Genomic DNA, 21,811 nt, shown 5'->3' with positions numbered 1-21,811 from the left:
GTTTCCAGCGTGACCGAGACGGCCGTCAGCACCCGCAAGCCCCAGCCCGGCGTCGCCGTGCTGGTCGACCCACCGGGCGCCACGACCGCCCCACGGCGCAGAGGCGATTCCGGCGGCCGGCTGCGCGCCCTCGACGGACTGCGGCTGGTGGCCGCCCTGATGGTGGCGCTCTACCACTACGGCGGACGCGGCGGTGAGGTCGCCCAGGCCTGGGGCACCTCCCCCAGGGACCAGTTCCCCACGCTGCACGCGCTGTTCGCCTACGGCTGCCTCGGCGTCCAGGTCTTCTTCGTGATCAGCGGGTTCGTCATCTGCATGAGCGGCTGGGGCCGCCCCCTGAGGTCGTTCTTCGCCTCCCGCGCCTCCCGGCTGCTGCCCGCCTACTGGGTGGCGGTGCTCATCGTCACGGCGGTGTTCGCGCTGCCGGTGGTGGCGTACAAGGCGGTCTCGCCCAGCGACGCCCTGGTCAACCTGACCATGCTGCAGATGCCGTTGGGTGTGGACCGGGTGCTCGGGGTGTGCTGGACCCTGTGGGCGGAGGTCCGCTTCTACGCCCTGTTCGCCCTGTGCGTCGTGCTGCCCGGAGCGAACCGCCGCCGGGTGATCATGTTCTGTGCGGGCTGGACGCTGGCGGCGGTGATCGCCGAGAACGCGAACATGCCGCTGCTCGACATCGTCCTGATGCCCGAGTACGCGCCCTTCTTCATCGGCGGTGTCGGCCTCTACCTCGTGCACCGCGACCGGCGGGACGTGTACGGGTGGGCCATCGTCGCCGTCAGCTGGCTGATCGGCCAGCACTACGCGGTGCGGGGGCTGTGGCACGCGCCCGACCCCGAGGCCTTCTCCTACCGTTCCTCGTTCGGGATCATCGCCGTCGTGACGTTCGGGTTCGTGGCGGTCGCCGCGATCGCGCTGGGCCTGCTGGGCCGCGTGAACTGGCGGTGGCTGACGGTCGCGGGTGCGCTGACCTACCCCTTCTACCTGGTCCACGAGCACCTGGGCTGGGTGGTGATCCACGCCCTGCACCGAGGTCTGGGGCTGGCCTCAGGGGTGACCTTCGCGCTGACGGTGGCGTCAATGCTGCTGCTGGCGTGGTTGCTGAACAAGTATGTGGAGAAGCCGCTGACGCCCCGGCTGCGGGCTGCCCTGACGAAGGTCCGCTGACCCTGTTCACGGGACGTTCAACCGGCCGTCGATCGGGGCAACGCTCAGAGAGAAGGCTCGCCTCATGACCAACGCACAAGCGACCGAAAAGCACCCCGGCGAACTCGCCGACGTCCCGGGCTGGTTCCCGCCGCTGGACCAGATGCTGTTCACCTGGTTCCTCGAACAGCAGAAGAAGGCCGGCATAAAGGGTGATCTGCTGGAGCTCGGCGTCTACATGGGCAAGAGCGCGATCCTCCTCGGCCACCACCTCCAGGACGGCGAACTGTTCACCGTCTGCGACCTGTTCGAGGGCGACGCCCCGGACGAGGCCAACAAGGCTGAGTCCACGAAGTCGTACGCCTCGCTCACCCAGCAGGCCTTCGAGCGGAACTACCTCTCCTTCCACGACACCCTGCCGGCGGTGATCACCGGCCCCAGCTCCCTGGTGGACGAGAAGGTGGCCCCGGACAGCTGCCGCTTCATCCACATCGACGCCTCGCACCTGTACGAGCACGTGTACGGCGACATCGGCGCGGCCCACGACATCCTGCTGCCCGAGGGCGTCGTGGTCCTGGACGACTTCCGGTCCGAGCACACCCCGGGTGTCTCGGTCGCCGCCTGGGAGGCAGTCCTCAACCGAGGCCTGCGCCCGATCTGCCTCAGCACGCAGAAGCTGTACGCCACCTGGGGCGATCCCGAACCGCTCCAGGAGGAACTGCTTCAGATGCTGCGCCAGCGCTCGGACGTCGGGCTGAGCGTGCAGCAGGCGGCCGGACACCGGCTGATCCGGACCCGCTCCCGGGGCACGAAACCACCGTTCTTCCCGCCCTCACGGCACTACGTGGAGCCCGTGCCCCCGCCGGCCCCCGCTCCCCCGGTCGCCGAGTCGGCCGCGGCGCGCCCGGCCCGGCCCGCTCCGTCCCGGGCCCGCCGGCTCGCCAAGGACCTGCTGCCACCCGTGATCACCCGAGCCGTGCGCCGGGCACGCGCGAAACGGTCCTGACGGTCCACAGTGCCAGGGGCGTCGGCGGGCCGGGACCTCTGCGGACCTGCCGACGACAGCTGCACCGCGAACTCCGGAGACAGCGCACCCGGCGCCGTAGTCGCCCCCGCCGGCCGGCGTGGCACGGGAGTCCGGCATCCCCGCCCGGCCGTCGGTCAGAAGGCGTCCGTCGGGACGTACGCGCCCCACACCTCGCGCAGCGCGTTGCAGACCTCGCCGACGGTGGCGCGGGCCCGCAGCGCCTCCTTCATGGGGTAGAGGACGTTGTCGTCGCCTTCGGCGGCCTTCTTCAGCGCCGCCAGGGCCGCGTCCACGGCCGGCTGGTCGCGCTCCGCGCGCAGCTCGGCCAGGCGTTCGGCCTGCCGGGCCTCGATGGCGGGGTCGACGCGCAGCGGCTCGTAGGGCTCTTCCTCGTCGAGCTGGAAGCGGTTGACGCCGACGACGACCCGTTCTCCGGAGTCGGTCTCCTGGGCGATGCGGTAGGCGTTGCGTTCGATCGCGTTCTTCTGGAAGCCGTGTTCGATGGCGTCGACGGCGCCGCCGAGTTCCTCGACCCTGTCCATCAGCGCCACGGCCGCGGCTTCGAGGTCGTCGGTCATCTTCTCGATGACGTAGGACCCGGCGAAGGGGTCGACGGTCGCGGTCACGTCCGTTTCGTAGGCCAGGACCTGCTGGGTGCGCAGGGCCAGCCGTGCCGACTTGTCGGTGGGCAGGGCGATGGCCTCGTCGAAGGAGTTGGTGTGCAGTGACTGCGTCCCGCCCAGCACCGCGGCCAGGCCCTGCACGGCGACCCGGACCAAGTTCACCTCGGGCTGCTGGGCCGTCAGCTGCACCCCGGCCGTCTGGGTGTGGAAACGCAGCATCAGCGACTTCGGATTCCGCGCCCCGAACTCCTCACGCATCACCCGCGCCCAGATCCGCCGCGCCGCACGGAACTTCGCGACCTCCTCCAGGATCGTGGTCCGTGCCACGAAGAAGAACGACAGCCGCGGGGCGAAATCGTCCACGTCCATGCCGGCGGCCACGGCGGTGCGCACGTACTCGATGCCGTCGGCCAGGGTGAAGGCGATCTCCTGTGCGGGCGAGGCCCCCGCCTCGGCCATGTGATAGCCGGAGATCGAAATGGTGTTCCACTTCGGGATCTCGGCCCGGCAGTACCGGAAGATGTCCGCGATCAGCCGCAGCGACGGCTTCGGCGGGAAGATGTAGGTGCCCCGGGCGATGTACTCCTTCAGCACATCGTTCTGGATCGTGCCCGTCAGCTGGTCCGCGCCGACGCCCTGCTCCTCCGCGACCAGCTGGTACAGGAGCAGCAGCAGGGCCGCCGGGGCGTTGATCGTCATCGACGTCGAAACCCGGTCCAGCGGGATCCCGCCGAACAGCACCCGCATGTCCTCGATCGAGTCGATGGCCACGCCCACCTTGCCGACCTCGCCGTGTGCGATCGGGGCGTCGGAGTCGTGGCCCATCTGGGTGGGCAGGTCGAAGGCGACCGACAGACCCGTCGTACCGTGCGCGATCAGCTGCCGGTAGCGGGCATTGGACTCCGTGGCCGTACCGAACCCCGCGTACTGGCGCATCGTCCAGGGACGGCCCGTGTACATCGACGGGTACACACCGCGGGTGAACGGGAACGCCCCCGGCTCCCCCAGCTTCTCCGCCGGATCCCAGCCCTCAAGGGCCTGCGGTCCGTAGACCGGCTCGATGGGCAGTCCGGACTCCGACTCACGCGCCATGGTGGATGCCTCCCGCTGAGCAGTGACCTCGCTCACCACCATGCCCCCTGGTTCGCGGCCGGTCACGCCCGGGGAACATCTCAAGTGGCATCCGGGCACACCGGTGAGACGAGCGGGGGGCCGTGTGCGTACTACGGGCATGGGGAGAGCGTTCGCAGCGGGACTCGCCGTGGTGGCCGCGTTGACCGGCTGCACGGTGCAGACCCCGGACGGCGAGGGGAAGCGCCGCTCGCCGGTGCACATCGAGCTGCCCGGCGGCACCCCGTCCCCCGGCCGCACGGCCGCCGGTGACGGCGCCGGGCCGGACCCGGCACCGCGCCCGGACGACGACAGGCCCCGTGCTGCTCCCGTCCCGCCCCGGGTGCTGTGGTCCCGTGGCGACACCGGCCGGGACGTCCGGGAGCTGCAGGCCCGGCTGCGGCAGGTCGCCTGGCTGTTCGACGGACCGACGGGCACCTACGACGAGCCGACCGAGCGGGCGGTGAGCGGGTTCCAGGGCAAGCGCGGGCTGCCGCGCACCGGGAAGACCGACGCCGTCACCTGGCAGCGGCTGCTGCGCATGACGCGCGAGCCGGGCCGGTGGGACCTCTACCTGATGGGCGGCCAGCGGGCCGACGCTCCGGACGCCCGCTGCCGGACCGGCCGGGTGCTCTGCATCGACAAGACCAGCAGGACGCTGCGCTGGATGGTCGACGGACGGACCGTGTCGACGATGGCGGTCCGCTTCGGCTCGCAGTACACACCGACCCGGGAGGGGGTCTTCTCCGTCTACTGGAAGTCCCGCGACCACGTCTCGACGCTCTACGACTCGCCGATGCCCTACGCGATGTTCTTCAGCGGCGGCCAGGCCGTGCACTTCTCGGCGGACTTCGCCGCCCGGGGCTACGCGGGCGCCTCGCACGGCTGCGTCAACGTGCGGGACGAGGCGGCGATCGCGGAGCTGTACGCGCAGGTCCGCGACGGCGACAAGGTCGTCGTGTCCTGGTGACAGCGGGGGGAGGGAGTTGGGGCGCGGGCGGGACCGGGGGAACGTGTCCCGCCCGCGCTCAGGTGCACGAGCCGTAGGTACGGGGGGAACCCCGGCTCTGTGCGACGGCCGATGACCAGTCGGCTCACTCATTACTGCGCCGGGGCGGCCGAAAACGTCACACCCTCGGCCAGAAGATTTTCAGAAAGTGCGAAACCGCAGGTCACAGCGGTGCGGCAACACATCAGAACCGGCCACGGTTCGTGCCGCCACCGACGTCACCGCCGTCAGTCCTTCTCCCCGGACCGCTGATCGGCCATCCGGTCGGTCTTCCCGTCGGCCTTCCCGTCGGCCTTCCGCTCGTTCTTCCGCTCGGCCTCGTCCTGCTTCCGGTCCCGGTCGCGGTCCCGGTCGCGGTCCCGGTCCGCGCCCTTGCCCTGGTGCCTGCCCTGGCCCGGCCGGTCGTCGTGCCCGCGCTCCCCCGAGCGGGGGCCCGCCGTGGACAGGACGCCCTTGCAGTACTTCCACACCCGTGCGCCGTCCGCCGCGTCCCGCAGGGCGCGCCTGCGGTCGGGGTCCAGCCGCTTGCCGTCGCGCAGGTCGCGGCAGGCGGAGGTGATCTCCTCGCGGTGGTCGCCGGAACGGCCTTCACGGTCGTCCGGCTTCGGGGCCGGTCCGTCACGGCGCTCGTCCCGGTCCCGGGTACCGGACCCGCCCGTCGACGAGCCGCTCGGAGCGCCGCCGGGGGTGGATCCGTCCTGCGCGGCGTCGCTCGGCGAGGGCGACAGCAGCGGGCGTTCCGGGTGGGTGGCGGCGGCCGAGACCGAGGCGCCGGGGTCGGGCTCGTCGCCGCCGAACGGTGCCCTCAGGGCTCCGGTTCCGGCCGCGAGGGCGACCCCGCCGGCCATGCCGACGGCCAGCACGGCGGCCAGGGCGAAGCGCGCGGGACGGGCCCAGCGGGGCCGGAGTGCGGTCCCTGCGCCGCTGCCGCCGTGGCCTCCGATACGGACCAGCCCTGCGTCGGTGATCTCCGGCGCATCCTGTCCGCCGGTGGCCGCAGGGGCCGCGGTCGCGTCGGCGCGTTCCGCGCGGGCCTTGCGGAAAGCGGCCATCGCGGCGGCCTCACCGGGGAGTTCATCGCTGGTCAGTGGGGATTTGGGAGACAGTGCGCCGAGGGTTCTGGCGAGGTGTTCGGCCTGGTCCCGGCCGGCGCCTTCGACAGCTCCGGGTGGCTCTCCGCTCAGCAAACGCTCCGCCGTTTCGCGGTCCAGCCACCTGTACTGCTCGTCGGCCATCACACATCCTTCTGCGTCCGCGCAACGCCACGCGTCACACCTGCGGACGTCACGGCACCGCCGCGCGGTTCTCGCTGGGGTGGCAGGGCGTCGAGCCCCCCGGCCGATTCCGGATCGGCCTGCGGGTCGTCGCCGAGCAGTTCGGCGAGCCGCTTCAGACCCCGGTGCGCCGCCGTGCGGACCGCGCCCGGGCGTTTGCCCAGCGTCTCCGCGGCGGTCTTCGCGTCCAGCCCCACCACCACGCGCAGGACGACCGCCTCGGCCTGGTCCTGCGGCAGCCGGGAGATCAGGGAGAGCGCGCCGTCGGTTGCGAGCGCCTCGATGGCCTCGCCGGCGGTGTCCGACTCGGCGGCCCGGCCGGTCAGCTCGGTCTCGTCACCGCCGATCGCGGGCCGCCGCCCGCGCATGCGTATCTGGTCGAGGGCGCGGTTGCGGGCGATCCTGGCGGCCCAGCCGCGGAACCGGTCCGCGTCGCCGGTGAACCGCTCCAGATCGCGGGCTATCTGAAGCCACGCCTCGGACGTCACGTCCTCGGCGTCGGGGTCGCCGACGAGCGTCCGTACGTACCCGAGCAGCCGCGGGTGAACGGTGCGGTACACAGTCCGGAACGCGTCCTCGTCTCCGTCCTGTGCCGCGCGCACCGCGGCGGTCAGCTCCGCGTCGTCCCCCAGCACCGCACCCCTTATGCGCCCGAACCGGCGCCGCTTTCGCGGACCGGGTTCTCGCCGTCGTGGTTCCTCAATTGATGGTTGCGGTGTTGACACCGCAGGTGGTCGCGGTGACAGCCCGCAGGTGATTGCGGTGGTCGTACCGCCTTCGCGTTGGCGCGAATGGCACGTTACGACCTGAAACCATTCCCCGTCCATGTCCGCCCAGGATGCAACTAAGCCGTGACACGGCGAGGTGTGACAGAAAACGCAGACCCGACGCTGTAGGAAGTACGGGCCGCCGCGCGGCCCGTGCCGCGCGACGGCCGGGGCCTCTCCTGTGGGGGGTGGCGGCCTCGGCCGTTGCCAAGGCAGGTGCCGGCGGAGGCGCGTTCCCGCCCGGCGACGCCGGCCGGCACTTCGTGGAGTCCCTTAATCGTTACGGCCGTTGGGCCGGCCGTCGGGCTGGGAGCGCTTGCCCTCACTCCCGCTCCTGCCCGCGCCGCCGTCCGGCCCTTCGGCCGTGCCGTTGCCCGCCCCGTCGTTCGCGTCGGGCGCGCCGTCGTTGGCGGCGGGGTCTTCGTTCCCGGAGCCGCCACGCCCGGCGTTCGGCTTCTCCCGTCGCTCGGCGCAGTACGCCGTGACGTTCCTCTCACCGCCCGCGGCGGCCACGAGCCGTTGCCAGGCCGTCCCGTCCAGGGCGTTGCCGCGTCCCCCGGCCCGTTCGTAGGCGCCGCAGTGGGCTTCGGTGTCCCGGGCGGCGTCCGGCCGGTCCGGGCGAGCCGGCGAAGGGCCGGCGCCGGTACCGGGGCTGTGGCTGCCGCGGGGAGGCTTCGGCGCCGGGTCGCGCGGGGCGCTGCTCGGGGCGGGCGAACGCTCGGGGGCGTCCTTCGTGCCCTCGTCGGACGATCCGGCCACGCCGATCGCCGCCACGGCGACACCGCCCAGCGTGAGGCTGGCGAGCAGCACGGAGAGCGTCGTCCTCAGGGACCGCCCCAGGTAGCGCCGCTGCCGGGGACGCCAGTCGTCCCGGCGGCGGGTGCGCGCCCGCCGGGGCGCGGCGTCCCGGGCGGCCCGGAAGGCGGCCACGGCCCGCTGTTCTGCCTCCGCGTCGACGCCGTCCCGGATGAGGGAGGCGATGATCAGCGCCTCCACGTCGGAGTCGATGAGGGCGTGACGGGAACCACGGCCGGACAGCCCGCCGTCGCTCTGCCGTTCACCCATGTCCGTTTCCGTTCCTGCTCGATCCGATCCATCCGTCTGTTCCGGGGGCGCCGGGTCCGCCGGGCCCCAGTACGTCCCGCCGCCGCGCCCCGTTCAGGGCGCCGGGTCCGCGCGACCCATCCGACCGTTCGCGGAGCCGCCCGTTCCGTTCACGTCGACTCACCCAGCGTCCGGGGAGCCTCATCCGTCACACTCTTCTCCGCGCCCAGTTGCCCGGCGAGACGTTTCAGGCCCCGGTGGGCGGCCGTGCGTACCGCGCCCGGCCGCTTGCCCAGCACCCGTGCGGCGGCCGGCCCGTCGAGGCCTACCACCACCCGCAGCAGCACGGCCTCGGCCTGGTCGGGCGGCAGGCCACGGACCAGCTCCAGGGCGTGCTCGGTGGAGAGTGCCTCCAGCGCCTGGTCGTGCGTGCTCTGCGGTCCCGGCAGTTCCAGGACGTCCTGCTCCAGCGCGGACGGCCGGGGCCGTACCCGCTGCCGGCGCAGGTGGTCCAGCGCCCGGTGCCGGGCGATGGTCGCCGTCCAGCCCCGGAAGCCGGCCCCGTCGCCCCGGAACCGCCCGAGGTCCCGGGCGATCTCCAGCCAGGCGTCGGACGCCACGTCCTCCGCGTCGTCCCCGACCAGGCCGCGCAGATAGCCGAGCAGACCGGGCTGCACGAAGCGGTAGGCGACCGCGAAGGCCGCCTCGTCACCCTGCTGGGCCCGCGCGACGGCCGCGCCGAGTTCCCCGTCGTACGCCTGTCCGCGCCGGGGCTCCGTTCCCTGACCCAAGTACCGTCCTCGTCCGTGCCGGGTGCGCACCCTCCCACGCTCATCAGCGCCGGGCCGCGCGGAAGTGTCACAGCGCGTCGGGCTCCGGGCGGCGACGACCGTTCGGGTCAACCCGTCCCGCCGTCCTCGGGAGCCCGGCCCCGGGGAGGTTTCGGCCAAGTGACGTACCGGGGAGCTCTGCTCGCGATGCAACCGCCCACGAAAGGCGAGCGCCGTATGACACCCCGCCTCCTGCGCACCGCCGTCGCCACCGCCCTGGCCCTCGGTTCCCTCGGCCTGACCCAGCCCGCCCGGGCCACCTCCTCGGACGGAGTGCACACCGTCCGGGTGCCGGACGGCGACCCCCACGAACGGTCCCTCGCCCCGCGCACCTCCGAGCCGTTCAGCCTGATCGGCATCACCTGGGACGACCCGGACGCCGCCCTGGACGGCACCGCCCTGGTGCGCACCCGCTCCCGGGAGAGCGGCGCGTGGAGCGCGTGGCGCCCCCTGGAGACCGACGTCCGTACGCCCGAGACGGGCCCCGACCACGACCGGCCGGGTGTGCGCGGCAGCACCCAGCCGTTGTGGACCGGGCCCGCGGACGGCTTCCAGGTGCGCGTCTCCGGCACCCGCCTGCCGACCGGGCTGCGGGTCGAGCTGGTCGACCCCGAGGCCGGGTCGGACGCCGTGCACACCGCGGTCGTCGAACCGGACGAAGTCGAACGGGACGACGTAGGGCCGGACATCGCCGGGCCGGCCGCCGGGCCGCTCGCCGCCGAGCGTCCCGCCGTGACGTCGCGCTCCGCCTGGGGCGCCGACGAGTCCCTGGTGAAGGACCCGCCCACGTACACCGGCGACACCAAGGCGATGTTCGTCCACCACACGGCGGGCACCAACGACTACACCTGCTCCGAGTCGGCGTCGATCGTGCGCGGGGTGTTCCTCTACCACGTGCAGAGCAACGGCTGGAACGACATCGGCTACCACTTCCTCGTCGACAAATGCGGCACCGTCTTCGAGGGCCGGGCGGGCGGCATCGACAAGCCCGTCCTCGGCGCCCACGCCTACGGGTTCAACACCGCCACCAGCAGCGTCTCGGTGCTCGGCGACCACTCCACGGCGGCCACCAGCGCCGCGGTGCGGGAGTCGGTCGCGAAGGTCGCGGCGTGGAAGCTCGGCCTCTACGGCATCGACCCGACCGGGACGGTCGTACTGACCTCCGGTGCCGACAACGGCAAGTACAAGCTGGGGCAGAAGGGCACGTTCCACCGCATCTCCGGGCACCGCGACGGCTACCCGACCGCCTGCCCCGGACAGACCCTCTACGACGACCTGCCCGAGATCCGCACCCTCGCCGCGAACGCCGGCAAGCCGGCCGAGCCCGCTCCGGAATCCCCGGCGCCCTGGGCCGAGGACGAGGACGTGCTCGCGCGCTGACGCTACCGCCGGGGCCCGGCGCTCACCGCGTCCCGGCACAGCAACCGCAACGACCCATGGCCGGCGTAGCAGCGGCGGGCCTCGTCGATGGGGTCCCACAGGCGCCCGTCGGGGGTGCGGATCCAGTGGTCGCCGCCGGTCGCCCACCACTCGGCGCCTGTCTGACGCACGATCACCTCACCGGTGTAGGCGCCGAAGCCGCGCAATACCTGACGGACGGCGTCCTCGGGCGCTCCCTCCCGCCGTATCCCCTCGATCATCCGGTCGATGCTCCACAGACTCTGTGCCGAGTAGTCGAGGCGCAGCCGTGCTCCCTCGCGCATCGTCGCCACTGTGTCCGCCGCCCATCGCAGCGGCTTCGCAGCCGCCGATGGCCTGGTCTCCGCTTGAGTCGTCACATCCCGGAAAGCGCTGCGGCGAAGCGTTTCGTCACCCGGAATCGGCGACTTCCCCAAAGCGGCGCAGGACCGCCCCACCGCACCCGAGGGACAGTCACAGGACCCGCCCAGGAAGCGGGTTTGGGAGCCCTGGGCGGGCCGGTGCCATCGGCGGCCCGCTTCAGCCCTGTTGCCGGCTCCGGCGGGAGACCACCGCGCGCAGCACCCGCCGCCCCTCGGTCGACAGCTCCAGCACCCGGCGCAGCCCGGCCGGGCCGTGTCCGGCCAGGACCTCCAGGACGGTGATCTGGCGGCGCAGTTCGGCGGCGACGAGGGGTGACATGCCGTCCGTACGGCCCTCGCGGCGGGAGTCGACGGACGAGGCCTCGTCCTGGGCGGTGTCCAGGAGCCGGTGGATCTGGAGGGAGGCGACGGAGCAGGCGTCGGCCCACACCCGCAGCCCCGGTGCGGAGCGCTCGGCGGGAGCGGCCTGAAGCATCCGGTGGGCGAGCACGGCGGCCTCGTCCCCGGCGCCGACCGAGTCCAGCTTGCAGCGCGCCTGCTCCAGCCGCTCGCCCCACTCACCCGCACCGGCGTCGTCGCCGAGGCTCGCCCACACCGGCCGCAGGGTCTCGTCGTCGCCGCCCAGCAGGGGCACGCACCGATCGAGACAAGCCAGCCCGCTCGCGGCCAGCCCGCGTTCGTCGGCCTGTGCGATCAACTCCACCAGGCTCATCCACGCCTCCCTCCGCAGGCCTCTCCGGGGCCCGATCAGGCCGCTGCCGACCCTCACCCCTTACGGAACCCGCACTTCCCCTTACTGCGCGCAACGGCCCCGTAGTGTCACAGGGGCACCACACCCAGCCGGTCGAGGAAGCGGAACAGAAGGTTTTCGGCCAGGGGGTCCGAAGCCGAGAGCGGGGGAGGATCGGGCTCTGACGTGAGTACGTCCACCAGCGCCTCGGCGTTCACTTCGCACCCGGCCTCGGCGGCCCAGCGCGCGGCGCGCTCGGCGGCGTCGCGGGGTTCCAGGAAGTAGTCCTCCAGAGTGAGGCCCTCGCGGTCCGCGCCCAGGTACCCGGCCATCGCGGAGCGCGCGAGGCAGGTCGTCCACGCCCCGCTCTCCGGAGCCGCGGCCTCCAGCACCACGCACTCGCTGTTCATGACGTACCCGAAGAGCGCGGGCGCCCCGGTCTCCCGGGCCAGGTCGTTCATGTTCCCGATGCCGCCGTCGCTGCTCGGGTACTCCCAGACCTGCCATCCGCCCGGCGCCGAGACGCGCTGCGTCGCCCCCTCCCCGGCTCCCGCCAGCGCGTCCAGCTCCGGCAGCGGCCGCTCCCCCCGGCCCACCACGAAGTATCCCCAGTAGCCCATGTCCCGGTTCCCCCCGGCATTTTCGACTCCACTCGCGCCAGAAGACCACCACAGCCGTACGGAGGTTCGCAGCCGTATGCGCCAATTCCCGCCGGTCAGCCGAGCCGGTCGGCCAGCGCCCGGAACTCCGCCCAGGACAGCTCGGGCCTGTCCGGGTCCCACAGCTTCTGGACGGTCGCACGCAGCGGCATCCGGATCCCGGCCGCCACCTGGTCCTCCGTCTGGGAGTTCGCGAGGTCGCACCACACCGCGAAGGACCCGCCGAGGATCTGGCCGTCGTAGCGCGCCGGCACGGCCTCGGTGCCGCGCAGCACCCGCGGCGTCCACTGCTGGTAGATCCGCTCGCCCGTCGGGTAGACGAACGTCTGCGGCTCGCCGAGCACGTAGTACAGGAACTCGTCGTTGTAGTTGATCATCTTGCGGCCCGCCTGGAGGTACTCCAGGGGCGGCCGGGCGCCGATCTCCTTGCCCGTCCAGTAGGCGACCTGGATGTCCTTGGCGGCCTGGACGGAGGTGCCGCGGAAGAAGCCGTCGTTCCAGGCGCGCGGGACGCGCTGATGCCTGCGGACGGTGTCGGCCCGGTCGTTCAGCCAGCCGGTGGTGAGGTCGGCGACCGTCGCGCCGGAGCCGTACTTCTCCCGGGCGGCGGCGGCCAGCTGCGGGAAGGAGGCCTCCGGGTTCGACCGGGTCAGCGCCTGGTACTCGTCGCCGCCGAGGTGCCAGGGCCCGCCCGGGAAGAGGTCCGCGTACTCGTTCAGCAGGTCGTCGACGATCTGGGCGCTCTGGGCCTTGGAGATGTCGATGGCGCCCTGCACCGCAGACCCCTGCGCGGTGCGCAGCTGCAGGTCGGGGTGGGCGTCGAGGACCGCGCCGAGGTGGCCGGGCGAGTCGATCTCGGGCACGACCGTGATGTGCCGGCTCCGCGCGAGGTCGATGATCTTCCGCACCTGCGCCTTGGTGAGGTGCTGACGCGACACGATCTCGGGGTGCGAGGAGGACTCGATCCGGAAGCCCTGGTCGTCGGAGAAGTGCAGCCCCAGCTGGTTGAACTTCAGGTCGCCCAGTTCCCGGATCCGGTCCTCGATCCAGCCGGCCGTGAAGTTCTTGCGCGCGATGTCCAGCATGAACCCGCGCTGCGCCTTGGCCGGCTCGTCCTTCACGACCCCCTCGGGTGCCGTGCCGCCGTCGTGCGTCTCCTGCTTGAGCGTGCGGGTGCCGTAGAAGACCCCTGCGTCGGAAGGCCCGTCGATCTCCACCCGCCCGTCGCGCACGGTCATCACGTACGACTCCGGGTTGGCGCCCTCGTCGCCGTTCAGCGCCAGCCGCAGGTCTCCGGCCCGCTTGTCGCTCTTCTCGCCCGCGTAGGCCATGCCCAGCTCGCCGGCGACCAGCCGCCCCTCGTCGGCCAGCGCCGGGTCGTCCACGACCACCCGGTTGCCCTTCTCGGGACGCCAGCCCGGGCCACGCGCCGGCTCGTGGCCGCGCACGGCGGGAATGGTGCGGGGCGCCTCGGACAGGGGGTAGGACCGGGTCGGACTGGGGGTCGGGGCCGCCTCCCGCGCTCCGTCCGGGGGCGCGGCGGCCCGCTGCGAGGACCCGGCCTGAGAACCGGTGGACCCGCCGTCGCCGCCCGAGGCCGCCCAGAGCCCGAGACCGACCCCGGCCGCGACCACGACCAGGGCCACGGCCATGGCCACGACCAGCACCTGCCGCTGCTTCTCCTGCTTCGCCGGAGTCCGGCGCCTGTGCTGACTCACACCGCCAACCTAAAACCCCGGCCCGCATGGCGCGCGTCCACCACGCATGCCGAATCTCTCTCTCCCGGGTGAAATTCGGGCATCCTTCGGACACGTCATGGTCGTACTCGATAGCGTGACGTCACATCTCTCACAGTTCACCCTGCTGACACACGTGACGCCCACGAGGACCCACGCTGCCTGCGCACCGTCTCCCAGATCTCCCCGGCCGACTCGCCATACCGGTGGAGCACTTCAACACAGCCTCCGCACAGGAGCTGGAGCAGGCCCTCCTCTCCTGCCTGCGCAGCCTCCGCTGGGCCCGGCGTGTCGCGGACCACCGCCCCTATCCGGACCTGGATTCCCTGCTGGCCGCAGCGGACGAGGCGGCCTACGACCTGACCTGGCCCGACCTCACGGAAGCACTGGCGGCCGAGCCCCTGCCCACCCTCCCGCCGGACACCTACGCCGCGGCCCACACGGCCCTCAGCGCGGCCTATGCCGCCTACGAGGCCCGCTTCGGCCATGTGTTCGTCACCTGCCTGGGCGACCTGACCCCGAGCCGGACGCTGGACCACATCCTCGAAGCCATCCGGTCACGATTGACCAACGATCCGGAGGAAGAGCGGACGGTGGTGGCCGACGAACTCCGGCGCCTCGCGAAGGAACGGCTGGTCGACGCCCTGCGGGGCGCGGGACTGTGATCGATATGCGGCTACCGCCGCGTGGGGCCGACCAACCACAACGAACCCGTACCCGGCAGATAACAGGACACCCCACCCCAGAAGCCGCCGAAGGCTAGCCCGTACGCATGCCAGTTTGATCACACAGCCAGACCCCGGCTCAGCCCAGCGGCAGCGCCTCGCTACGATGCTGGGGGCCGGTGGACCGTACCCGGCCGGGCCCGACCGACACACCAAGCCGGCGCGGCCCCAATCCCCGCTCCCGGAGGAAACTTCCGTGCCGGCTGGAACGCTGTACCGCGGCCGGGAAGGAATGTGGTCCTGGGTGGCTCATCGAGTCACCGGCGTCCTCATCTTCTTCTTCCTGTTCGTTCACGTGCTGGACACCGCACTCGTCCGTGTGTCGCCCGAGGCCTACGACACCGTCGTGGCCACGTACAAGACGCCGATCGTCGCGCTGCTGGAGTACGGCCTCGTCGCCGCCATCCTCTTCCACGCGCTCAACGGCCTGCGCGTCATCGCCGTCGACTTCTGGATCAAGGGCGCCCGCTACCAGAAGCAGATGCTCTGGACCGTCGTCGCCCTGTGGGTCGTGCTGATGCTCGGGGCGATCTACCCCGTCCTCGGCCACGCCGCTCGTGAACTGTTCGGGAGCTGACGCCAATGTCCACGTCTGAGAAGACCGCCGCCGGCGTCGGCCCCGTCGAGGGCGGCGCCGTCTACACCGTCGACAACCCGGCGCCCTTCATCGAGGCGCCACGCCAGCGCACCAAGAAGACCCCGAAGACCACCCGGGGCAACTTCGAGCTGGCCGCCTGGCTCTTCATGCGCCTGTCGGGCGTCGTGCTGGTCGTCCTGGTCCTCGGCCACCTGCTGATCCAGCTCGTGCTGGACGGCGGCGTCTCCAAGATCGGCTTCGCCTTCGTGGCGGGCCGCTGGGCGTCCCCGTTCTGGCAGGTCTGGGACCTGCTGATGCTGTGGCTCGCCATGCTGCACGGCGCCAACGGCCTGCGCACGGTCATCAACGACTACGCGGAGCGCGCGAACACCCGGCTGTGGCTCAAGGGCCTGCTCTACACGGCCACGGTGTTCACCATCCTGCTGGGCACGCTGGTGATCTTCACCTTCGACCCGAACATCCGCTAGGCACGGGGCTGCGAGAATCATGAAGATCCACAAGTACGACACCGTCATCGTCGGCGCCGGCGGCGCGGGCATGCGTGCGGCCATCGAGTCCACGAAGCGCAGCCGCACCGCCGTGCTGACCAAGCTGTATCCCACCCGCTCCCACACGGGCGCCGCGCAGGGCGGCATGGCCGCCGCGCTCGCCAACGTGGAGGAGGACAACTGGGAGTGGCACACCTTCGACACGGTCAAGGGCGGTGACTACCTGGTCGACCAGGACGCCGCCGAGATCCTGGCGAAGGAGGCCATCGACTCCGTCCTCGATCTGGAGAAGATGGGCCTGCCGTTCAACCGCACCCCGAACGGCACGATCGACCAGCGCCGCTTCGGCGGTCACAGCCGCAACCACGGCGAGGCCCCGGTCCGCCGCTCCTGCTACGCGGCCGACCGCACCGGCCACATGATCCTCCAGACGCTGTACCAGAACTGCGTCAAGGAGGGCGTGGAGTTCTACAACGAGTTCTACGTCCTGGACCAGCTGATCACCGAGGTCGACGGCGTGAAGCGGTCGGCGGGTGTGGTCGCCTACGAGCTGGCGACCGGTGAGATCCACGTCTTCCAGGCGAAGTCCGTGGTCTACGCGTCCGGCGGCTGCGGCAAGTTCTTCAAGGTGACGTCGAACGCGCACACGCTGACGGGCGACGGCCAGGCGGCGGTCTACCGCCGCGGTCTGCCGCTGGAGGACATGGAGTTCTTCCAGTTCCACCCGACCGGCATCTGGCGCATGGGCATCCTGCTGACGGAGGGCGCCCGCGGTGAGGGCGGCATCCTCCGCAACAAGGACGGCGAGCGCTTCATGGAGAAGTACGCGCCGGTGATGAAGGACCTCGCGTCACGTGACGTCGTGTCCCGCTCCATCTACACGGAGATCCGGGAAGGCCGCGGTTGTGGCCCCGAGGGCGACCACGTCTACCTCGACCTCACCCACCTCCCGCCGGAGCAGCTGGACGCGAAGCTGCCCGACATCACGGAGTTCGCCCGCACCTACCTCGGCATCGAGCCCTACACGGACCCGATCCCGATCCAGCCGACCGCGCACTACGCGATGGGCGGCATCCCGACGAACGTCGAAGGTGAGGTCCTGGCGGACAACACCACGGTCGTTCCCGGTCTGTACGCCGCCGGCGAGGTCGCCTGCGTCTCCGTCCACGGTGCCAACCGCCTCGGCACCAACTCGCTGCTGGACATCAACGTCTTCGGCAAGCGGGCGGGCATCGCCGCCGCGGAGTACGCGCAGAAGGCGGACTTCGTGGAGCTGCCGGAGAACCCGGCGGAGCTGGTCGTCGCTCAGGTGGAGCGGCTGCGGGACGCGACGGGCACCGAGCGGGTCTCGATCCTGCGCCGCGAGCTGCAGGAGACCATGGACGCCAACGTCATGGTGTTCCGCACCGAGCAGACGATCAAGACGGCGGTCGAGAAGATCGCGGAGCTGCGCGAGCGTTACCTGAACGTCTCGATCCAGGACAAGGGCAAGCGGTTCAACACGGATCTGCTGGAGGCCATCGAGCTGGGCAACCTGCTCGACCTGGCCGAGGTCATGGCCGTCTCCGCGCTCGCCCGCAAGGAGTCCCGCGGCGGTCACTACCGCGAGGACTACCCGAACCGCGACGACGTCAACTTCATGCGGCACACCATGGCGTACCGCGAGGTCGGCGCCGACGGTTCCGAAACCGTCCGTCTCGACTACAAGCCGGTCGTCCAGACCCGCTACCAGCCGATGGAGCGTAAGTACTGATGGCTACCCCTGTTCTGGACAAGGAAGACGCGGCCGGCAAGCCCGAGCCCGGTTTCGCCGACTCCCCCTACATCACGGTCACCTTCCGGGTCCGCCGCTTCAACCCGGAGGTCGCGGCGGACGCGACCTGGGAGGACTTCCAGGTCGAGATCGACCCGAAGGAACGCGTCCTCGACGCCCTCCACAAGATCAAGTGGGAACTGGACGGCACGCTGACGTTCCGCCGCTCCTGCGCCCACGGCATCTGCGGCTCGGACGCCATGCGGATCAACGGCAAGAACCGTCTGGCCTGCAAGACGCTGATCAAGGACATCAACCCCGAGAAGCCGATCACGGTCGAGGCCATAAAGGGCCTGACGGTCCTGAAGGACCTCGTGGTCGACATGGATCCGTTCTTCCAGGCGTACCGCGACGTCATGCCCTTCCTCATCACGAAGGACACGAACGAGCCGACGCGTGAGCGGTTCCAGACGGCCGAGGACCGCGAGCGCTTCGACGACACGACGAAGTGCATCCTCTGCGCGGCCTGCACCACGTCGTGCCCGGTCTTCTGGAACGACGGCCAGTACTTCGGCCCGGCCGCCATCGTCAACGCGCACCGCTTCATCTTCGACTCGCGTGACGAGGCGGGCGAGCAGCGTCTGGAGATCCTGAACGACCGCGACGGCGTCTGGCGCTGCCGCACGACCTTCAACTGCACGGACGCCTGCCCGCGCGGCATCGAGGTCACGAAGGCGATCGCCGAGGTGAAGCGTGCGCTGATCACGCGCCGCTACTGAGATCGACCGCTTGCTGATGAGGGCCCTGTTTCCACTGGAGACGGGGCCTTCTGGCATATGCCACACCATCGGGTGAACGAGTCCAGGGACGGACGCAGAGGCGGTGTCCGACCTACGATGATGCTCTCAACACCAGCCCCCCAGGAGGCACCTGATGTCCGCAGCTTCCGTCGGGCAGCCCTTCCACGACGAAGAGCCGGTCACCCTCACGACCATCGCCGACGAGATCATGGAGCGCCATCCGGGCTACCGCGTCGAGATCATCGGAGGCCATCTCCTCGTGACCCCGTCCCCGGATGTTCCCCACGCCCGTGCCTTGACCGGCCTCATGATCCCGTTCATCGCAGCCGGCATGCACGGCGGCGAAACCGAGGTCCTCCAGAACGTCGGGCTCTGGCTTCCCACCGGCGCCGAGGACTACGCCATCCCCGACCTCGTGGTGGTGGACGCCGACATCGACGACCACTTCGTCGAGAACAACGCGTACGACCCGGTCTGTTTCCGCCTCGTTCTGGAGGTCACTTCCGCCAACTGGAAGGACGACCTCAAGACCAAGGTCGCCGCCTACGCCGAGGCGAAGGTCCCGGTCTACGTCGTCGTCGACCGCAAGCACCAGCGCCTGCACGTCCTGACCGGCCCGGTCGGAAGCACCTACGAGAACCACCGTCCGCATGCCTCCGGCGAACTGGTCACCCTCCCCGACTCCATCGGCGCGAAGGTGACCCTCGACGTGGCCGAGGTCCTCAGGGCCGGTCAGCCCAGAACGAGCGACTGAGTCGCGGGGTCCGGAACCGGCCGGATTCAGGCTGGTTCCGGCCGCTTGTCGTAGGGCTCCTGCGACTGATGGGGCCGGGTGACACCAGACTGACGGCCATGACGCCCCTGAGGAAAGCCGCCGTCGCGCTCGTGGCCACGGCCGCCGCGCTGCTGCCGGTATCCCCCACCGCCTCGGCAAGTCCCTCCCCGGTCCTCGCACGCGAGACCTTCGACCGCCTTCCCCTCGGCCCGGCTACCGAAGGCCGCGGGTGGACCACCGACACGTCCGACGGCGCGCTGACGATCGCCCGTTCGTCGGCCGGCCACGGCCGCGAACTCCGTATCCGCACCGAGGGCAACGGCCACGCCTTCCTCGTCTTCCCCAGCCTCAAGCCGCCCGGCAACAGCTTCTGGGCCCGGCTGCGGCTGCGCGTGGACGCCTTCCCCACCGCCCCCGACTGGGCGCACTGGACCCTCGCGGAGGCGTCCGGCACCGGCTCCCCCACGCTCGTCCGGCCGCTCGGCGGACAGTACGCCCCCACCGACCGGGGCAACTTCTGGGGCGTCGGCTCCGACCTCGGGCCGACCGGGGACTGGACGTCCTGGAAGACCTCGGCCCCGGCGACGGCCGGCACGTGGCAGTGCGTCGAGTTCCACCTGGACGCCGGCGACAACCGCGTCACCGTCTACTTCGACGGCGTGCCGCAGCCCGACCTGACCGTCTCCACCGACCAGCACGGCGGCACGTCGGACGCGTTCGTCTTCCCGGCTTTCGACAAGCTGAAGCTGGGCTGGCAGCTGTATCAGGCCGACCCGAGCCCGTCGTCGTACGACGTGCGGATGGACGACATCGCGGTGAGTTCGCGGCGGGTGGGGGGCTGTAAGGGCTGAACAGAGTACGGTGCTCCACCGGTCGGGTCACGGGGTGGCAGTGCCGTCCGACTGTGGCGTGAGAACGGATTGCGCGCGGCATCGATGCGGGCCGTGACGAGTCCCGTTGCTGCGCCGCCGAAGCGTGCTGTTCCGCTCACCGTGGGCTACAGATCCGCAATCCAGGGATGCCCTGGGTGTACGCGGTCGAGTAGCTCGGCCAGGGTCGAGCGCTGGGCCGGGGACATGTGTGGGACGGTCTCGTCGAAGTCGGATTGATCTTTTCGGCGGGCATGCTTGGCCTTGAACAGCAGGACCAGTTCGGGCGCCAGATGCGGGATGCCGTCCTGGGTGTGGTGGATGATGTCGCTGTAGGGAAGCCGGATCCTCTCATCGCGTCGGCAGATCCAGGTGTCGCCGTCGTGCGGTTCGCGGAACACGTCCAGCAGGTAGTTGCCGGTGGCCGGATCGCGGAGCCAAGTCTGATGTACGGCGACCAGCACCTCCGGTGTGGCGTCCTCCCAGATCCGGCCACTGCCTGCCGCATCGAAGACGTATCCGGGGAAGCGGTAGCGGACCTCGGGAAAGCTCGCGGCCGGAATCGCGATCTCCATGTCCCCATGAGCGCGCGTCTGCCTGCCGCGGAACAGGTCCAGCGCCCAGCCCGCGGCCACGCACCAGGGCGTGCCGATCCCGGCCAACTGCTGCGCGACCTCACTCGGGGTCCAGCAGGAAGACCACCTGGCGTTGAGGGTTTCGATCTCGTCGGGTGACAACTCGATGCCACCGCTGGGCAGTTGCTCGCTCACCGCAGGAATCTATCAGCGGGCTCAAAGGCCCCGGCCGTGGTCGATGAAGGCGCCCAGAGGGACCTGGAGCCGTACGCCACCGGCGATCACACAAGGTCACCAGCCGGTTGGACTCCTCGGCGATGCCGACGCTGGACGAGTGGAACCGGTGCCGGCGCAGGACGTGGGCCGCGAAGCGGTCGGAGTAGCCGCCGGTGGCCCGCTCGGCCCGGCGCGCGGCGGACGACAATCACCCGGCCCCCGCGTGTTGAACACGTTCAAAAATGGGTCTAGAGTCATCTCCGACAGCATTTTGAACGTGTTCAAGAAGGGTGGGGCTATGGACCGCACGGTCATCGCCTACGTCATCTATCTGCTGGTCAGCATCGGTCTGACCGTCTGGGTGGCCCGCACGCTCAGCCGCAACGGGAAGGTCTTCCTCGCCGACGTGCTGCACGGCAACGAGAAGCTCGCCGATGCCGTCAACCACCTCCTGGTGGTCGGCTTCTACCTCGTCAACCTCGGGTTCGTCGCGCTGTATCTGAGCGACGACGAGACGATCATGGACGCGCGCGGCATCTTCGAGGCCCTGTCGACCAAGCTCGGCGTGGTGCTGCTGATGCTCGGTGTGATGCACCTGGCCAACGTCTACGTGCTCAACCGGATCCGGCGCCGGGGCGCCATGGAGCGGGAGCAGGTCCCGCCGGTGCCGCCGCAGGGCTGGGTCGCCCCGCAGGCGCGGGCCTGAACGGAGGAGGCCCACGTGAACGCCACCGGCACGAACGCGACCGGCACGAACGCACCCGCCCCGGTCCGCCGGCTCACCGTCCTGTACGACGCCGAGTGCTCCCTGTGCGCGTTCCTGCGCGACTGGCTCCTGCGGCAGGCCCACCTGGTGCCGCTGGAGCTGGTCCCGGCCGCCTCCGAGGAGGCCCGGCGGCGCTTCCCCGGCCTCGACCACGGCGCCACCCTCGACGAGATCACGGTCGTCGGCGACGCCGGGCAGGTCTACCGGGGCCCCGCCGCCTGGGTGGTCACCCTGTGGGCGCTGCGTGAGCACCGGCCGCTCGCCCACCGGCTGAGCACCCCGTCCGGTGCCCGGCTGGCCAAGGGCGCGGTGCTCGCCGCCGCCAAGTGGCGCGGGGCGCAGGGGCACCGGGGGCAGCGCGACGGGGCCCAGTGGGGCGGCCGGGTGTACCGGCGGGCGGACGGCTGGTCGTACGCCCCCGGCAGCGGATGGAGCTACACCGCGCCGGGCTGCGCCGACGGCACCTGCGCCCCCCGGTAGCCGCCTCGGTAGCCGCACCGGTAGCCGCACCGG

General features: G+C 71.2%; 23 protein-coding genes. 13 read left to right on the top strand and 10 right to left on the bottom strand.

The window, feature by feature from the left end; all coding sequences use genetic code 11:
- Positions 1-9 precede the first annotated feature (9 nt).
- Complete coding sequence (locus ACFY9S_RS10305; protein WP_391125257.1) at positions 10-1,164, top strand: acyltransferase family protein; 1,155 nt, start codon at positions 10-12, stop codon at positions 1,162-1,164.
- Between the two features lie 64 nt (positions 1,165-1,228).
- Positions 1,229-2,149, top strand: a complete 921-nt coding sequence (locus ACFY9S_RS10300; RefSeq protein ID WP_391125254.1) for a class I SAM-dependent methyltransferase — start codon at positions 1,229-1,231, stop codon at positions 2,147-2,149.
- Positions 2,150-2,304: 155 nt separating this feature from the next.
- On the opposite strand, the gene ACFY9S_RS10295 is transcribed toward ACFY9S_RS10300, so the two are convergent.
- The gene (locus ACFY9S_RS10295) at positions 2,305-3,885 is read right to left on the bottom strand and encodes a methylmalonyl-CoA mutase family protein (protein WP_391125251.1); all 1,581 of its coding nucleotides are present in this window, start codon (positions 3,883-3,885) and stop codon (positions 2,305-2,307) included.
- A 139-nt stretch (positions 3,886-4,024) separates the two neighbouring features.
- Between ACFY9S_RS10295 and ACFY9S_RS10290 the strand changes: the two genes are divergently transcribed.
- A complete protein-coding gene (locus tag ACFY9S_RS10290; RefSeq protein WP_391125248.1) occupies positions 4,025-4,873 on the top strand; it encodes a L,D-transpeptidase family protein in 849 nt (282 codons plus the stop codon).
- A 266-nt stretch (positions 4,874-5,139) separates the two neighbouring features.
- Here the strand turns inward: ACFY9S_RS10290 and ACFY9S_RS10285 are convergent, their stop codons facing one another.
- The 4 genes from ACFY9S_RS10285 to ACFY9S_RS10270 form a co-directional block, all read right to left on the bottom strand.
- Positions 5,140-6,147 carry a hypothetical protein gene (locus ACFY9S_RS10285; protein ID WP_391125245.1) on the bottom strand — a complete coding sequence of 336 codons (1,008 nt, stop codon included), beginning with the start codon at positions 6,145-6,147 and terminating at the stop codon, positions 5,140-5,142.
- Complete coding sequence (locus tag ACFY9S_RS10280; RefSeq protein ID WP_391125242.1) at positions 6,147-6,821, bottom strand: sigma-70 family RNA polymerase sigma factor; 675 nt, start codon at positions 6,819-6,821, stop codon at positions 6,147-6,149. Before ACFY9S_RS10280 ends, ACFY9S_RS10285 begins: the two co-directional genes overlap by 1 nt.
- Before the next feature lie 405 nt (positions 6,822-7,226).
- Positions 7,227-8,018 (bottom strand): hypothetical protein, encoded by a 792-nt coding sequence (locus ACFY9S_RS10275; RefSeq protein ID WP_391125239.1) that lies wholly within the window; start codon positions 8,016-8,018, stop codon positions 7,227-7,229.
- A 149-nt stretch (positions 8,019-8,167) separates the two neighbouring features.
- Entirely contained in the window at positions 8,168-8,788 is a 621-nt protein-coding gene (locus ACFY9S_RS10270; RefSeq protein ID WP_102909835.1) for an RNA polymerase sigma factor, read from the bottom strand.
- Positions 8,789-9,004: 216 nt separating this feature from the next.
- On the opposite strand from ACFY9S_RS10270, the gene ACFY9S_RS10265 reads away from it, so the two are divergent.
- Entirely contained in the window at positions 9,005-10,207 is a 1,203-nt protein-coding gene (locus ACFY9S_RS10265; protein ID WP_391125236.1) for an N-acetylmuramoyl-L-alanine amidase, read from the top strand.
- Positions 10,208-10,209: 2 nt separating this feature from the next.
- Here ACFY9S_RS10265 and ACFY9S_RS10260 read toward each other — a convergent pair whose 3' ends face one another.
- The 4 genes from ACFY9S_RS10260 to ACFY9S_RS10245 form a co-directional block, all read right to left on the bottom strand.
- Positions 10,210-10,605, bottom strand: a complete 396-nt coding sequence (locus tag ACFY9S_RS10260) for a hypothetical protein (RefSeq protein WP_391125233.1) — start codon at positions 10,603-10,605, stop codon at positions 10,210-10,212.
- A 160-nt stretch (positions 10,606-10,765) separates the two neighbouring features.
- The gene (locus ACFY9S_RS10255) at positions 10,766-11,320 is read right to left on the bottom strand and encodes a hypothetical protein (RefSeq protein ID WP_391125231.1); all 555 of its coding nucleotides are present in this window, start codon (positions 11,318-11,320) and stop codon (positions 10,766-10,768) included.
- A gap of 107 nt (positions 11,321-11,427) precedes the next feature.
- Entirely contained in the window at positions 11,428-11,958 is a 531-nt protein-coding gene (locus ACFY9S_RS10250) for a hypothetical protein (protein WP_391125229.1), read from the bottom strand.
- A gap of 95 nt (positions 11,959-12,053) precedes the next feature.
- Entirely contained in the window at positions 12,054-13,649 is a 1,596-nt protein-coding gene (locus ACFY9S_RS10245) for a family 20 glycosylhydrolase (protein ID WP_391125518.1), read from the bottom strand.
- Between the two features lie 290 nt (positions 13,650-13,939).
- Between ACFY9S_RS10245 and ACFY9S_RS10240 the strand changes: the two genes are divergently transcribed.
- The 7 genes from ACFY9S_RS10240 (at position 13,940) to ACFY9S_RS10210 (ending at position 19,723) form a co-directional block, all read left to right on the top strand.
- Complete coding sequence (locus ACFY9S_RS10240; protein WP_391125226.1) at positions 13,940-14,398, top strand: 2-oxo-4-hydroxy-4-carboxy-5-ureidoimidazoline decarboxylase; 459 nt, start codon at positions 13,940-13,942, stop codon at positions 14,396-14,398.
- A gap of 256 nt (positions 14,399-14,654) precedes the next feature.
- The gene (gene sdhC, locus ACFY9S_RS10235) at positions 14,655-15,035 is read left to right on the top strand and encodes a succinate dehydrogenase, cytochrome b556 subunit (RefSeq protein ID WP_031107855.1); all 381 of its coding nucleotides are present in this window, start codon (positions 14,655-14,657) and stop codon (positions 15,033-15,035) included.
- Between the two features lie 5 nt (positions 15,036-15,040).
- Positions 15,041-15,523, top strand: a complete 483-nt coding sequence (locus ACFY9S_RS10230) for a succinate dehydrogenase hydrophobic membrane anchor subunit (RefSeq protein WP_107455798.1) — start codon at positions 15,041-15,043, stop codon at positions 15,521-15,523.
- A gap of 19 nt (positions 15,524-15,542) precedes the next feature.
- Complete coding sequence (sdhA, locus tag ACFY9S_RS10225) at positions 15,543-17,297, top strand: succinate dehydrogenase flavoprotein subunit (RefSeq protein WP_391125223.1); 1,755 nt, start codon at positions 15,543-15,545, stop codon at positions 17,295-17,297.
- The gene (locus tag ACFY9S_RS10220) at positions 17,297-18,076 is read left to right on the top strand and encodes a succinate dehydrogenase iron-sulfur subunit (RefSeq protein ID WP_391125220.1); all 780 of its coding nucleotides are present in this window, start codon (positions 17,297-17,299) and stop codon (positions 18,074-18,076) included. The genes sdhA and ACFY9S_RS10220 overlap by 1 nt, the downstream gene beginning before the upstream one ends.
- Positions 18,077-18,230: 154 nt before the next feature.
- Positions 18,231-18,851 (top strand): Uma2 family endonuclease, encoded by a 621-nt coding sequence (locus ACFY9S_RS10215; RefSeq protein WP_391125217.1) that lies wholly within the window; start codon positions 18,231-18,233, stop codon positions 18,849-18,851.
- Between the two features lie 98 nt (positions 18,852-18,949).
- Complete coding sequence (locus ACFY9S_RS10210; RefSeq protein ID WP_391125214.1) at positions 18,950-19,723, top strand: hypothetical protein; 774 nt, start codon at positions 18,950-18,952, stop codon at positions 19,721-19,723.
- 146 nt (positions 19,724-19,869) lie between these two features.
- On the opposite strand, the gene ACFY9S_RS10205 is transcribed toward ACFY9S_RS10210, so the two are convergent.
- The gene (locus tag ACFY9S_RS10205; protein WP_391125211.1) at positions 19,870-20,511 is read right to left on the bottom strand and encodes a nucleotidyltransferase domain-containing protein; all 642 of its coding nucleotides are present in this window, start codon (positions 20,509-20,511) and stop codon (positions 19,870-19,872) included.
- Between the two features lie 319 nt (positions 20,512-20,830).
- Here ACFY9S_RS10205 and ACFY9S_RS10200 point away from each other — a divergent pair, with 319 nt between their 5' ends.
- Positions 20,831-21,238 carry a hypothetical protein gene (locus ACFY9S_RS10200; RefSeq protein ID WP_391125208.1) on the top strand — a complete coding sequence of 136 codons (408 nt, stop codon included), beginning with the start codon at positions 20,831-20,833 and terminating at the stop codon, positions 21,236-21,238.
- A gap of 15 nt (positions 21,239-21,253) precedes the next feature.
- Positions 21,254-21,778 carry a DCC1-like thiol-disulfide oxidoreductase family protein gene (locus ACFY9S_RS10195; protein ID WP_391125205.1) on the top strand — a complete coding sequence of 175 codons (525 nt, stop codon included), beginning with the start codon at positions 21,254-21,256 and terminating at the stop codon, positions 21,776-21,778.
- Positions 21,779-21,811: the final 33 nt, after the last annotated feature.

Source organism: Streptomyces sp. NPDC012474, assembly GCF_042955185.1.
GTDB classification, from domain to species: domain Bacteria; phylum Actinomycetota; class Actinomycetes; order Streptomycetales; family Streptomycetaceae; genus Streptomyces; species Streptomyces cahuitamycinicus.
Note: the sequence above shows the minus strand (reverse complement) of the source record. Positions and strands in the feature narration are given on the sequence as shown.

Coding starts and splice junctions, on each gene's coding strand:
- ACFY9S_RS10200 (WP_391125208.1), top strand. CDS start 20,831: ATGGACCGCACGGTCATCGCCTACGTCATCTATCTGCTGGTCAGCATC.
- ACFY9S_RS10295 (WP_391125251.1), bottom strand. CDS start 3,885: ATGGCGCGTGAGTCGGAGTCCGGACTGCCCATCGAGCCGGTCTACGGA.
- ACFY9S_RS10220 (WP_391125220.1), top strand. CDS start 17,297: ATGGCTACCCCTGTTCTGGACAAGGAAGACGCGGCCGGCAAGCCCGAG.
- ACFY9S_RS10290 (WP_391125248.1), top strand. CDS start 4,025: ATGGGGAGAGCGTTCGCAGCGGGACTCGCCGTGGTGGCCGCGTTGACC.
- sdhA (WP_391125223.1), top strand. CDS start 15,543: ATGAAGATCCACAAGTACGACACCGTCATCGTCGGCGCCGGCGGCGCG.
- ACFY9S_RS10210 (WP_391125214.1), top strand. CDS start 18,950: ATGACGCCCCTGAGGAAAGCCGCCGTCGCGCTCGTGGCCACGGCCGCC.
- ACFY9S_RS10215 (WP_391125217.1), top strand. CDS start 18,231: ATGTCCGCAGCTTCCGTCGGGCAGCCCTTCCACGACGAAGAGCCGGTC.
- ACFY9S_RS10275 (WP_391125239.1), bottom strand. CDS start 8,018: ATGGGTGAACGGCAGAGCGACGGCGGGCTGTCCGGCCGTGGTTCCCGT.
- ACFY9S_RS10285 (WP_391125245.1), bottom strand. CDS start 6,147: ATGGCCGACGAGCAGTACAGGTGGCTGGACCGCGAAACGGCGGAGCGT.
- ACFY9S_RS10300 (WP_391125254.1), top strand. CDS start 1,229: ATGACCAACGCACAAGCGACCGAAAAGCACCCCGGCGAACTCGCCGAC.
- ACFY9S_RS10245 (WP_391125518.1), bottom strand. CDS start 13,649: ATGGCCGTGGCCCTGGTCGTGGTCGCGGCCGGGGTCGGTCTCGGGCTC.
- ACFY9S_RS10265 (WP_391125236.1), top strand. CDS start 9,005: ATGACACCCCGCCTCCTGCGCACCGCCGTCGCCACCGCCCTGGCCCTC.
- ACFY9S_RS10230 (WP_107455798.1), top strand. CDS start 15,041: ATGTCCACGTCTGAGAAGACCGCCGCCGGCGTCGGCCCCGTCGAGGGC.
- ACFY9S_RS10250 (WP_391125229.1), bottom strand. CDS start 11,958: ATGGGCTACTGGGGATACTTCGTGGTGGGCCGGGGGGAGCGGCCGCTG.
- ACFY9S_RS10255 (WP_391125231.1), bottom strand. CDS start 11,320: ATGAGCCTGGTGGAGTTGATCGCACAGGCCGACGAACGCGGGCTGGCC.